17 protein-coding genes are annotated in these 12550 nt (G+C 56.4%); all 17 read right to left on the bottom strand.

The genetic code is table 11. The annotated features are described in order from the left end of the window. Positions 1-62: 62 nt before the first annotated feature. Positions 63-1799 (bottom strand): VirD4-like conjugal transfer protein, CD1115 family, encoded by a 1737-nt coding sequence (locus ACKTS9_RS10965; protein WP_407880777.1) that lies wholly within the window; start codon positions 1797-1799, stop codon positions 63-65. Between the two features lie 108 nt (positions 1800-1907). Continuing rightward, positions 1908-2210, bottom strand: coding sequence for a hypothetical protein (locus ACKTS9_RS10960; protein ID WP_407880775.1), 303 nt, complete (start codon positions 2208-2210; stop codon positions 1908-1910). 106 nt (positions 2211-2316) lie between these two features. After that, entirely contained in the window at positions 2317-2841 is a 525-nt protein-coding gene (locus ACKTS9_RS10955; protein WP_407880773.1) for a hypothetical protein, read from the bottom strand. 51 nt (positions 2842-2892) lie between these two features. Then, on the bottom strand, positions 2893-3270 hold the full coding sequence (locus tag ACKTS9_RS10950; RefSeq protein WP_407880771.1) for an ArdC family protein: 378 nt from the start codon (positions 3268-3270) through the stop codon (positions 2893-2895). Positions 3271-3273: 3 nt separating this feature from the next. Continuing rightward, on the bottom strand, positions 3274-4110 hold the full coding sequence (locus ACKTS9_RS10945) for a PcfB family protein (RefSeq protein WP_407880769.1): 837 nt from the start codon (positions 4108-4110) through the stop codon (positions 3274-3276). Positions 4111-4129: 19 nt separating this feature from the next. After that, the gene (locus ACKTS9_RS10940) at positions 4130-4396 is read right to left on the bottom strand and encodes a DUF4314 domain-containing protein (protein ID WP_055080112.1); all 267 of its coding nucleotides are present in this window, start codon (positions 4394-4396) and stop codon (positions 4130-4132) included. Further along, a complete protein-coding gene (locus tag ACKTS9_RS10935; protein WP_407880766.1) occupies positions 4393-5739 on the bottom strand; it encodes a relaxase/mobilization nuclease domain-containing protein in 1347 nt (448 codons plus the stop codon). The genes ACKTS9_RS10940 and ACKTS9_RS10935 overlap by 4 nt, the downstream gene beginning before the upstream one ends. A 3-nt stretch (positions 5740-5742) precedes the next feature. After that, entirely contained in the window at positions 5743-6423 is a 681-nt protein-coding gene (locus ACKTS9_RS10930) for a hypothetical protein (RefSeq protein WP_407880764.1), read from the bottom strand. A gap of 53 nt (positions 6424-6476) precedes the next feature. Beyond that, complete coding sequence (locus ACKTS9_RS10925; protein WP_407880761.1) at positions 6477-6785, bottom strand: plasmid mobilization protein; 309 nt, start codon at positions 6783-6785, stop codon at positions 6477-6479. Next, a complete protein-coding gene (locus ACKTS9_RS10920; protein ID WP_407880759.1) occupies positions 6782-7204 on the bottom strand; it encodes a DUF6329 domain-containing protein in 423 nt (140 codons plus the stop codon). The genes ACKTS9_RS10925 and ACKTS9_RS10920 overlap by 4 nt, the downstream gene beginning before the upstream one ends. 139 nt (positions 7205-7343) lie before the next feature. Beyond that, positions 7344-7682 (bottom strand): hypothetical protein, encoded by a 339-nt coding sequence (locus ACKTS9_RS10915; RefSeq protein WP_204658759.1) that lies wholly within the window; start codon positions 7680-7682, stop codon positions 7344-7346. Between the two features lie 149 nt (positions 7683-7831). After that, complete coding sequence (locus ACKTS9_RS10910; protein WP_407880757.1) at positions 7832-8650, bottom strand: DNA-methyltransferase; 819 nt, start codon at positions 8648-8650, stop codon at positions 7832-7834. A 9-nt stretch (positions 8651-8659) separates the two neighbouring features. Beyond that, entirely contained in the window at positions 8660-9277 is a 618-nt protein-coding gene (locus tag ACKTS9_RS10905) for a hypothetical protein (protein ID WP_407880755.1), read from the bottom strand. After that, positions 9274-9627 carry a DUF3848 domain-containing protein gene (locus ACKTS9_RS10900; RefSeq protein WP_407880752.1) on the bottom strand — a complete coding sequence of 118 codons (354 nt, stop codon included), beginning with the start codon at positions 9625-9627 and terminating at the stop codon, positions 9274-9276. Before ACKTS9_RS10900 ends, ACKTS9_RS10905 begins: the two co-directional genes overlap by 4 nt. Continuing rightward, entirely contained in the window at positions 9627-10382 is a 756-nt protein-coding gene (locus ACKTS9_RS10895) for a hypothetical protein (RefSeq protein ID WP_407880750.1), read from the bottom strand. Before ACKTS9_RS10895 ends, ACKTS9_RS10900 begins: the two co-directional genes overlap by 1 nt. 11 nt (positions 10383-10393) lie before the next feature. After that, a complete protein-coding gene (locus ACKTS9_RS10890; RefSeq protein WP_407880748.1) occupies positions 10394-11371 on the bottom strand; it encodes a DUF3991 domain-containing protein in 978 nt (325 codons plus the stop codon). Between the two features lie 13 nt (positions 11372-11384). Continuing rightward, positions 11385-12536: a methionine adenosyltransferase gene (gene metK / locus ACKTS9_RS10885; protein WP_407880746.1), complete on the bottom strand. Its 1152-nt coding sequence runs from the start codon at positions 12534-12536 to the stop codon at positions 11385-11387. Positions 12537-12550: the final 14 nt, after the last annotated feature.

Here is a 12550-nt window from a genome sequence, read left to right as displayed (position 1 = left end):
TCGGTCTTGTGGTTCTGATCGTTCTTTTTAGAAAACAGTTTCAAATGCGTTCCTCCTTTGTATCAAAGAAAATCATCGGGATCCAGTAGTTCATAATCCTCATACCGCTCCGGGTCATAGTCCAGGTCATCGGCAGCATCACGAACTGCGGTATAGTCGTAGGGCGGCGCGCCGCCGTCCTCGGTCAGATGGATATTGGGATGGTGCATCAGGTCATACTTGTCATCCAGCATGGGGCGCTCACCACGAACGAACAGGATACATTTTCGGTTGTCCAGCATGCGTACTTCATCCGGCGTGAGTAATTCCCGGCCGGTCTGTTGGTCGTTGATGGAGTAGCTGCCGTTCCGGCCTTTGGTATGACCATAGGTGTGAGTGTCCAGGGTTTCCTTGCCCATGAGCTCAGACACATATTTGTGCGTTTCTTTCTCGTTCCCTCCTAAATACAGGAACTCGTCGCAGAGGCCCACCAACGATTCCCACTGTTCCTTGAACAGGGCTTTCAGCTGGGCCATGTTTTGAGCGATGTAGCTGCAAAAGATATTGCGGCTGCGCATGGTGGAAAGCCAGGGCAGAAAGTTATCGGTGGGCAAAGCGATGTTAGGAGCCTCGTCGATGAGCAGGTGGACCGGCACCGGCAGCCTGCCTTTGTACTTGCGGTCGGCCACATAGTACAGTGTCTGGATGAGCTGGCCGTAGATCATGCCGACCAGGTAGTTGAGAGATTTGTCCGAGTCCGGCAGGCAGCAGAAAAGCGCCACCTTTTTCTCACCCATTTCTTCCAGATGCAGGTCATCGGTATAGGTGAGCCGTGCGATTTGGGGTAAGTTGAAGGCAGACAGCCGGACGCCAACACTGATCAGGATGGATTTCAGAGTTTTGCCAGCACCCATCTTGAAGATGTGGTATTGCTTGACGGCAATGCTCTCCGGGTCCCGCATCTCGAGCCGCTCGAACAGAATATCCAGCGGCGACTCGAAATCCTCGTCTTCTTCTCGCACTTCGGCAGCCGCCAGCATCTCCATGACCATGGCGAAGTTCTGCTCGTCTTTCGGCGCCTCATGGATGAGGTACAGAACAAGGGCCTGCAGCAGAGCCGTTTCGGACTTGGTCCAGAATGGGTCGGTGCTTTGGGAACCGGGCGGGGTGGTGCTCTGGATAAGGGTCTCGATCAGCCGCAGCACGTCCTTGTCATCCCGCACATAGGCCAGCGGGTTATAACAGTAAGACGTGTCCGGGCTGAGCAAATCAAACACCCGCACCTCATATCCGGCTGCGATCAGAGCGTTGCCGGTCTTGCGCAGGATCTCGGATTTAGGGTCTGCAACGATCACCGAACACCCGCCGTCCGGCCCCTGGGCACACTGCAATACATTGGGGATGGCATAGCTGCGGCTTTTGCCTGCACCGCTGCCGCCGATCACCAGCACGTTGGTATTGCGTTTATGGCGATGGCCATCCTGCCCCAGCTGAAAGTGCTGGGTTAGTATGAGATTGCGGAACGGATGTTCATGGTCCCGATACCGTTTTCCGGCTTGTACCACATTTCCCCAGCGGGCAGAACCGTGTTCCTCGCCGCGTCGATAGTTCTTCCGGCCTGTCACGATGAGTACCGCTGCTGCTCCGTAGACAATGGTGAATAAAAACAAAAGCCGAACAGAATACTCCGTCCCGCGAAGGTGAAAAGGCTTATTCATTGCGGCGGAGAAGGCACCCATCCATTCCACGATGTTCATGCCCGCCTGCCAGTTGGCGGCCAGAAGCAGTGCCGCCCACCAGACAATGGGCAGCGGCAGCAACCATACCCACCAGGGTTGTTTCTGGCGAATCTCCGTATCAGCATCCTCCTTTCCGAAAGCACCAAGGGGCCTGTGGCTTCCACCACAGACCCCTTGGCATATAGATATTTATCTTGCAGGCACCCGCTTGTAGTGCGAACGGAAGAGCTTCAACATCACCTTGTCAATTCCGCCGCTGCTGCGGCCTGCCGCCAGATAGGCATTGCGAAGATCGTTCAGGGCGATCTCCACCCACTGGTATTCGATCTCGTCCATATACAGCCGGTTTCGAGGTGCCTGCTCCGTCTTTTCCACGAGCGCCTGAACCTCACCGCATCGGTCGTTGCTGACCCGCTTTTGCTTGTCAGACAAGGCCCGTACCAGCATATTTTTTTCGATATCCGTCATCTTGAACAGCCGCTGTTTCTCCATACGATCGCCTCCATTCGGATCTATTTTTCAAGCCAAGCATATCACAAAGCCAGTGACAAAGCGACTGTTCAAATGAAAACAAACGGAAAACTCTTGGCCGAGGGGATCACCGGCTTTCCGTCGCCTTTTCGGCTTTTTCGGTCTTGGCCTGTGTCCCCTTTCCGATCTCAAACTCGTCCGGCTTGATCACCTGATCCATATCCCGAAAGCTGCGCTGCACCTCCCGGTTGATGGAATAGGCGGCCCGCTTCACTTCACCAAGGAAGGTGCGCTGCTCTTGAGGTTCTTTGCCGGCCCAGGATTCACAGACCTTATCAAACTTGAAGCCGGAAGTGTCCAGGCCGAACTTCTGTGCCACCACATAGGCGGCACAGTAGCTCTGCGCCGCATACGCCTGCCGACGGTACCCGGCTCCGGGCACATCGTAAGAGGCATGAGCCTGTTCCCGTGCAATGGCGCAGAGAGTCGCAGCTTCATCCATGCCATTGCGCACATAGATGGTTTTCCGTGCCGGCACATACTGAGCCTGCACTCCCTTGGGCAGCTGGTCCGACAGTGCCAGCGGAACAGGGCTGTTCTCAACCATGGCTGCGATTACCTCATCCGGCAGATGGGGCTGAGCAGGATACATCTGCGGGCCACGAGTCTGGCTGATGTCGAACGCCTTGACGATGTCATAGCCTCAGCCCGTGGTCCCGTCTTCACGCTCATACTTGCTTTCCGTGAAGAAAGCATAGCCACTCTCCCCGGTGCGCACCGAGCGGCCTGCTTCCGCCCACATGGCAAAGGTGCGGGGATGGGTGATCTCCGGGTTCTGGTCATACAGAATGAGCAGATTGCGGGTACTCTGCGGGGTGCAGCGGGCCATGAAATCGAGGAATCCCTTCATGGAGGCATCGTCCCGGAACACCGCCTGGGCCTGGGCATCCACCCGTGCCCATACTTCCTCCCGTTCGGCCTTTTTTATGGCGGCATACTCCTCTTTGGAAAACTGCTGGCCATCAGGCTGCGTTTCCTGCTGCTCCGCTTCGCGGTTCTTGATCATTTTGGAAAGATCCATGGATTACCGTCCTTTCGTTTTTTTCTTGTTCTTCTTGCGGCGGGTGCGTCCGGGCGTTTTGGTCTGGCGCTGGGGCGGCTTCGCCTTTGCCTCCTTTTTTGCAGCCTGTTCCTTGCGGATGTCCTCCAGCTCTTTTTTTACCGAAGGCTTATCACCGCCGGATGCCCCGGAGGAGGAGCCGCTGCTTGGCGAGGAAGGCTCGGACGGACTCTTTTCCGCCGGGGCTTTGTCCACCGGCTCCCGGCCGGGCGTAAAATTTTCCGGCACCTGTTCCTTTGCGGCATCTGCCGTATCCGAGAAGTTGAACGCCTCCTCGCTGTCGCCCACCTGGAAATCCACCGCACCGTGTTCCGTGGCAACTGTTTCCACTTCCACAGCCGGTTCCAGCTTCTTTTCCGGCGCCGCACCGGGCTGCTCGGCACTGGGCGCAGCGGGCACCTGCTCCACCGTAGCTTCGCCTGCCTGGGCCTGCACGAAGTCCAGATTCAGGTTATCCAGGATGCGGTTGACCTTGGAGGCATCGTCGGCAAACACCACCAGCTCGATCTGTCCCTTCCGGGACTTGTTGCGAATGGCCGTGTAGAGCAGGCCGTGGTCTTTGGCTTCCCGTGCAAATTCCCGCATCATGTTATCCGGGATGCGAAAGAACTTGAACGGGCGCCGCTCCTTGAGCATACGCACCAGCTTTGTTTTCCCTCGCACCTTCTGCTGGTCGTTCAGGACTGCATACACGAACAGGGCGAAATTCTTTGCCGCCAGACCAGACAGTTTGAGCACCATCTCGGTGCCGTCCAGTGAGAATCGGACGATCTGGTCTGCGGGATCACTGCCATAGTTCATAGTGTTCTCCTCACTCCTTTCAGCGGCTCATGCCGCGATCACTTTTGGCTTTCTCTGGCTCAGACACCTTGGAGAAGGTATCCTCACCGGGCACAAGGGACAGGCCGGAGCCGTTGTCCCAGTTCACACCGATCTGCCCCATGTCATCCACATAGGTCACCGTTCCTTTGGTGCCGGGCGGAACAGGGGCATAGGGATCGTCCATGCTGTGCAGCACCACACGGGTGCCGACGGGGTAATTTTTGCGCAGGCGTTCTACCTGCTGCTGTGTGGGAATTCTGTTCATTTGGTTTTCTCCTTTTGCTTTTCTTTGATGGCAGCTTCTCTCTGCTCATCTTCACGGTGTCTGGCTTCCTGCTGAGCCTGTTCTTTTCGACCGGCTTCAAGCCTCTGCTCAATGGCGAGAGAATGTTCCTCGATCCGCTTACAGAGCTGAACGGTCTTCCGTTTTTCCTTCAGCTGGGCGGTCAGTTCATCGATCCGTGGGGAATCCGGTTCCCGTCGGTATAGCCGCTTCCGCTCTTTCGTGAGATTCTCAATCTCCGCTTCCGCTGCTTGGCGTATGGCATTGAGCTGGCCCCGGTCCTCGATCTCATGCTCAAAGATGAACTCCATCTGTTCGATCCGCTGGTCCAGCTTACGGATATCTTCCCGTACTGCATAACTGGGGTAGCGGGGTTTACGGGGCAGCACTCCAACTCGAAAGAGATATGAAACATACAGCCCCCGAAGACCGGAATAATGTTTCTCTGGATGTTCGACGATCACAGCGTACAGGCTTGATGGCAGTTTTTTCTTGCCATTGCCAGCCGGTGTTCGTCTCGTCGGGTACAGGATTCGGTGGCGGATGGCCTCTGGGGTGTAATTTTTCCCCAAGGTCTTAAACCTCACCGGGCGATCTTTCCCTGGCGGCTGGAGGGTGATATATTTTCGGTTCATCCGAAGGGTATAGCCTTTCTCCTCCAGAGCTCTGACGAACTGATTCCATGTAAGCACCTCAGCAATGGCAGAATCGATGTCCTGCTGGATCGCAGCTTTCCACGTTGGACGTTCCTCGTGCTCAGCCTGCCATTTCGCATACTGCCGTTTTCCTTGTTCTGACTCCGGGGTTTGAATTACAGACAGTCCATATTTGCGGCATAGAGCATCCGATTTTGCCCGGATTTCGGTATAATAGCTCTTAGCGTTGCTGTGATACTTTTTCCCATCTCGAATCGACACAGAGTTCCACACGATGTGGTTGTGAATATGCCCGGTATTCAGGTGAGTGCTGACTACCGCCTGATACTTTCCCTGAAGGAGCTGCCCGGCAAATTCCAGCCCGATCTGGTGTGCCAGTTCAGGGGTCACCTCCCCTGCCGCGAAACTCTGCACCAGATGAAAGCCCTGCACTCCGCCGGTCTTATGCCACATCTCCTTGACCTGACACATATCCTCAAAGGCAGTTTTGCAGGTGCAGGCAATCGCTGACTCAAATAGATCCTGCTCCGTCTTGGCCCGGTTGAGGGCATAGTCCACCGCTTCTTCCAGAGATTTTGCGTTCTGGCCGCGGGACGTTTTTGCTTCGTCCAGCACATAATCAACACAGCCTTTCAGGCGGCGGACGGGGATAACGGACGTATACGCCATCTTTCATCTCCCATCTCCGCTGCGCTCTTTCGGATATGTACGCTTCTGCCTTTCTTTTACCAGATGGCTTTCATGGCTGATGTTCCGGTACTGCAGATCAAAGAATACTTTCTTCAGTTTGCCGCTGAAGTGGAAGGTCTGTGCGATCTCTTCCGGTGTACCCTTGTACTGCATATAGTCATTCGGCCCGCCCTGCTCCAGCACTGTGAAGATATTGGCTGCAGGGTCATACGCAGCAAAATGAAGGGAGGATGCCATAGAGATCAACTCCAACCCCACAAAAGAAGAATAATGGGCTGCCGCATCCACAGTACCGTGCAAGGCGGGCTGGAGATTCGTGGAAGCCGCCCCCATTTCCATTTCCACGGGAAGTCCTTTCGGCAGTTCCAGCTCGCGGTGATTCGGGACATAGGACAGGAAGGGCAGCTCTACTCCAGCGAGAAACCCCACAAGAATCCCATCATGGCTGGATTCTCCTACAAGGAGCAAACAGTTCCACACCCCCAGTTTGGTATCGTAGCGCAGCCCCTCCTGATCCGCCGCAAGAAAATATTTCGGCTGATGGAGTCCGCTGTTTAGATAGCGCCCATATTCTATGTCACTGAGCACCAGTACCTTTCGGATCCGGAACTGAAGCTTTGTGGAAGGGATTCGGCTGGAGGATAGATTCCTGAGTTCCTGCACGCTCTTGGCTCCCTTCCAAAAAGAAGCCGTGGTTTTCAATTCATGCTTTTCGTTTACCAGTTCTTTTTCACCTCCTCCCAGACCTGATATGCGATGGCAGTCATTTCAGAAACGCTGGATGTGTCTGCTGCACCATAGGTGTTCGCGACCTTGGCCAGCTGGTTGGCATTGTTGCAGAGGCCCGCCACCTTATGCAGCAGGTCCGCATGATGGGTGCAGGGCTTCGGCCGTACCTGGGCTCCCATGATGAGGGTGCGCAGATATTCCTCCCTCGGCTGGCCGCTGAGCTTGACCTGGGCTTCCAGGTATTCCAGCTCCCGTCGATTCAGATGGAGCGGGATCACATGGTTACGTTTTCTCACCGCTCCGGGGCCTCCTTTTTCTTGTGGGGCGGTTTGACCGGGTACTCAAATTGCACAGGCACCGCGCCAACCCGCACCAGACTGCAGTCCGGCACATGGGCCGCATACCGGGCGTAGGAATACCCTTCGGCTTCCACCAGGATCCCCTCACGGCTGTGTTCGCCTTTGATCAGCAGGCAGTGCCAGCACGTTTCGGACGGATCGAACCACATGTAGTAGCGGTTTTCAAACAGGAACGTCTGATCCTGCATGAATCCTTCTTTGCGGAAGGCAGCGTACTCCGCATCCGAAAGGACGACCACCTTTTCCACCTGAAAGGCCGTCTTGGTCTTCTGCATACCGGGCGAGGCAGCGCACTCGATCAGTTCATCCACGTCGCTGCCTTTCCGGCAGAATACGGCGTACTGCTTTTCGTCCATTGATTCACCTCATTTCAGTGACGAGCATTGCGGGGATGGCTGCCGGGGGTTTGGGGTTCTCCCCAAGAAGGGTGCGTTTGGATATCCAAACGCTATGCTAGCAAAGACAGCCACCCCCTGAGAAAAATAGGGTTGTCCCTTACTCGGCGGCCCCATCCAGGTCTTCCTGGATCTTGGCGAGACCGGCGAGAGTGGTGCAGATGATATGGCGCTTTTCAGCAAAGCCGATCTCCACCGACATCCCGTGACTGACTTCTTTGCCGCAGACCACCAGCATCCGGCAGCGGGCCAACTTCTGCAGGGCAATGCTGTGCAGATCCCGTAGTTCATCCGGGCTTTCATCCGACAGATACTGGGTATCACTCAGGGTGGGGCAGATGGGCACATACCCCAGTTCATACACCGTGCGGCAATACCGCTTGAGAATGCGGGGGGCGGTCTCGGCAGAAGCACAAATATACGCAAACGCTTTATCCATTCCATGTCTCCTCTCTTACAAGAAAAGACCGACAACCGGTTTCTCATCGGCCATCGGGCTTTGCTGTCCATCAAGGAAGCCTAATTAGGCTTCCTTAATATCTTACAATCAGAAACAAGGAAGCCTAATTAGGCTTCCTTGTTTCATCCTTATTTGGTTTCCTTCTGTTCAGTGGCTTCATTGAGTGCGAATCGAACCCGGTCGGAGCCCAGCTTGTAGTAAGCGTCTGTCACCTCGATACCTACGGCCTCGTAGCCTTCCAGCACCGAGGCGAGCACCGTGGTGCCCGCCCCGGCAAACGGATCCAGAATGCGGCCACCCGGCACACAGATCTGTACCACATCCCGCATGAGCTGCAGCGGCTTCTCGGTCACATGGATGCGGTTGGCCGGATTGGTGTAGCGGAAGACACCGGGCAGACACCCCACGGGCCGGTCCACGGGAAGCGGGCCTTTGGACGCCCACAGGGCGTATTCGCTCTGCTGCCGGAACCGGCCCCGCTGCGGGCGGCAGGTCTGTTTGTCCCACACGATCTGCCCGCGCCAGATCCAGTCGGCACGCTGGAGCGCATCCGAAAGGCAGGGCGCCATCCGCCAGTCGATGAACACCACCAGCACCGCCCCCGGCTTACAGACCCGGTTGGCTTCGGTGAGCCATTCGGTGCACCAGTTCGTCCAGCTGCGCTGGTCCTTCTGGTCGCCGGCAAAATCCGGCAGCGCCTTGTCCGGGCTCATGCTGCTGTACTTCTGGTTGGTGGTGCGGTTCTTCGCCGTCTGGCTGGCGCCGCCGCTGGCATAGGGCGGGTCGGTGATGACCGCGTCAAACACCCCGCTCTCAAAGGAGCGCATAAGGTTCAGCATATCCCCGTGCAGAATGGTCCAGCCGTCACCGCCGCTGTGTTCCACAGTCAGTTTTGCGTTCTCATTCATGATCAGATTCAGTTCATTGGTTTTACTCAGAGGCATCATCCTTTCTTTTTATCGTTCGTGATTTGAGGCTTTGGTTTGGGATTCTTTATCCCGGGCTGCCGGTTCCGGCCGCCCGTGCATGCGATAATACGATCTCTCGATCTCGATCCGGGTGGCAAGCAACCGGAACCGGTCGGGAGTGGGATTTTCGATGCGTGCTCCGGGCAGAACAATGGCGCTTTCCTCCACACACACGTTTCCTGCCACAACACCATACACGCTGGCGTGTTCCTGAACGGTCGGCTCATGCTCCGTTACTTTGTCGGCACAGATGCAGGCATTCCCTGCTACATGGGCATACCCCCTGACCGTGCCGTTCATGACAAGCGCATGATCGTCCACCACCGCATTCCCGCGAACATTCGCATTGCCCGAAATGAGTGCTGAGCCCCGAACCACAGCATATTCGCCCAAAACTGCCTGCTGATTTACATATGCGTCATCGCAGGCAATGGCATTGTCGAAAATCCAGCAGGTTCCTTCCTGGCTGAGATTTTCTGTACCCTGGACATATCCGCCTAAATCGCCTTTCTGGACACTGGGGCGCACATCGCTTAAGGCACGGATCCGGTGCAGCCAGGGATATTTGGGATGAGCGATCTCGCTGATTTCATACTTCTGATTCATCGAGCTTCCTCCTTTCTGCGCTGCTTATTTTTGGTCAGTCTTTCTCTGTGGGCGTCGTTGCCCGCCGTGTAGATGGTATCGCACAGCAGATCACCAATGGCGGCGTGGTCATTTTCCCATCGTTCGTAGATGTAGGCCAGCGGATTCTCCTGATCCAGGAGCGCGCGGATCTGCTGTTTGCTCAAAAAGGTGCTTTCCAAACGAACCGCCAGTTCGCTCTTAATCACAAGTTCATAGGCGTTGTCCACGACCTCCTGCGGTCCGTGGCTCATGAGTTCCTCTGTATACCGGGCCAGTTCGGCATCCACTTTGGCCTGCAGCAGATCATAGTTGGAAACGGACATCTGCATCACCTCTCCTGTTGATCTCTTTTGGGGCGAGGTGCAGTGTCACCCTTTTCGGATGCAGACAGCTCGGTCTGAACATACTCGCTGATAATGTTCAGCGCCTTATAGTAATCGCCGCTGTCCTGCACGCGCCGGAACATTTCTTCCGCCTGCTTGCCTTGGCCATTCTGGCGGAGCAGCCGGCTGGCCCGACCCAGGATAGAGAAAATATTCCCGTCCTGGCCAAGCAGCTTCATCCTGGTTTTTTGTGCCTGCTGGGGGACAGTGGGGGTCTGACCGGGCAAAGTGTCCAGCACAATCGGATATCTTTGATCTGGCTGCCAGAAGTGGACGTTCAGAATGCCGTCGGCAACCGGGATGTCACGCTGTTCAAACCCTTCGCCCCAGCCGTCTGAATACTGGCCTGAGATATAGTCCAGCAGAGAGTTCCAGTCCCGCTCGCTCAATTCCTGTTTGAGCTCCACGATGGCACAGCCGCACAGTTTCCCCTCGTAGACCACCACATCCGGTTCGATGCGAAGTACGTTCTCCCGCAGCCCAAGGAGAGATTCGTCGATGTAAGGAGCAAGGTTGCCGCCGTCATCCAGCGATTTCTTCTCCTTCTCGATGTACTCCCGGATGCTCGGCTCGTAGTCGGTCAGGTCATGCCCGTCCAGTTCGGCGTAATCGTCTTCACCGTACTCACTCTCCATGTCCTCCACGGCTAATTCCGCCGTGAGCTCCGTAATCACATAGGCTTTCAAAGTTTCTTTTTCCATAGTCCTCCTTTTCATCGGGAAAGGGCCGCCCGCTGCCGGACGGCCCTCTCTTTGCTCTTTTCCTGTGCCAGATCTCCATAGTCCGCCCCTTCCCGGTCGGGCAGGTTCATAATGATCCGGTACTTTCCTTCGTATTCCTTCCGAATATGTTCCGCCGCCCAGCGCCCCGCATGGTCGTTGTTGGTGCAGATCTCGATTTCACAGACATTCGGGTGACGCTCTAAGAAAGCGGTCAGAGCCACCGACTTTTCTCTTGCGGTATCCGTTTTGACGCCCTCTTTCGGCGCGTAGATTCCAGCAAGGGACAGCCGGTATTTGTCTCGTGTCTGTTCCAGACTCAGGTGAGCGAGCACTTCAATGGCAGCTTCATAAACAGCCACCCGCCGGCTCTCCCCTTCCGGCTGCAAACAGAAGCTGTACCGCTTGTCACTGCCGGCTACTTCAGCCCGGAAACTCTCGGCGGTATTGGTAAGCGTTCCCCGCAGGAATGCATATTTCGGCATACCGCTCTCATCCCGGCCTACAAACACGGCGTTGTGGAACCGGGCGCTCTCGTACAGAATACCGTCTCGGATGCAGTCGCTGATGACCTTGCGGTCGATCCCCCGGTGCAGCAGATAGGCAAACACCCTTCGGTTGTCTGCGGCTGCTTCGGGCAAGGCAAATACTTTCGGTTTCGGCATCTGCCGCGGAGCCGGGGCGGAGCGGACTTCCGTGGGGATCTGCTCCAGCAAAAGCAAAACTGCTTCTGTGAATCTCATTCCCTCTACATGGATGAGATAATCCAGCGCGCTTTTGCCGCCGATATCCCGGCTTTTCCAATGCCAGAGGCTGGTCTCGCCGCTGATCTTAAAGCTGTCGTGGCTTTGCAGCTGGAACTCCCCCCGGCACTGGCTAGGTACGATATCGTCCGGCCGGTATTGCAGCAAAAAATCAATCGCACGGATCCGCTTGGCCGCGCTGATCTGCTCTTGGGTCACACCCGGCATACTGCGTCACCCCTCATTCCACGGCATCACGCAGCGCCTTGGCCTTATCGGTGCGTTCCCAGGTGAAACCGGGACGACCAAAGTGGCCATAGGCTGCCGTGCGGACATAGATCGGCTTGAGCAGATCCAGCTGCCGGATGATGGCCGCAGGGGTCAGGCCGAACACCAGCTTGACGGCTTCTTCCAGACAATCGTCCGCACAGAGAGTGCCGGTACCGAAAGTATCCACCGATACCATAACAGGCTCCGCCTTGCCGATGGCGTAGGCCAAAGTCACCTTGCACCGGCTGGCAAGACCCGCCGCCACGATGTTTTTGGCAATGTACCGGGCCATGTAGGCGCCGCTGCGATCCACCTTGGTGGGATCTTTTCCGGAGAAAGCACCGCCCCCATGGGGTGCAAACACGCCGTAGGTATCCACCATGAGCTTGCGCCCGGTCAGGCCGGTATCCGCTTCAGGCCCGCCAAAAACAAAACGACCGGAAGGGTTCACAAGGATCCTGGTGTCCTCATCGGGCGGGAAATCATGCAGCGCAGGCGTCAGGACTTTGTCGGCCAGCTGCCAGAGCAGCTCATCCTGTTCCATGGACGGACTGTGCTGGGCGGAGATCACTACCGTGTCCAGCCGCAGGGGCTTGCCGTCCTCGTCGTATTCCACGGTGACCTGGGTTTTTCCATCCGGGCGCAGGCCGGGAATCAGACCGGCTTTCCGAACAGACGAAAGGGTCAGCGCCAGCCGATTGGCCAACACCACGGGAAGCGGCAGCATTTCGGGGGTCTCGTTACAGGCGTAGCCCACCATGACACCCTGGTCACCGGCACCCAGTTCGCCCGTCCCGATCACCTCTCTTTCTTCCAGCGGGTTGTCCACCCCGGCCGCGATATCCGGGCTTTGCCGGTGAAGCAACAGATCAATGGTAAAGCCGCGGGTCGAGTAGCCGATGCTATGCATCACCGACTCAACAATATCGGAGATCCGGGGTACATGGCGGCTGGTGATCTCGCCGGCCACCATGATATGGCCGCGGGTCGCCAGAACTTCGCAGGCCACACGGGACAGCGGGTCATGAGCGAGACAATCATCCAGCACGCTGTCTGCGATCTGGTCGCACAGTTTGTCGGGATGGCCTTCGGTCACAGATTCGGCGGTATAAAATCGTTCCATTTGCACACTCTCCT

Source organism: Owariibacterium komagatae (assembly GCF_045865535.1).
Lineage (GTDB): Bacteria > Bacillota > Clostridia > Oscillospirales > Ruminococcaceae > Ruthenibacterium > Ruthenibacterium komagatae.
This window is presented reverse-complemented; position numbering and strand designations above follow the sequence as displayed.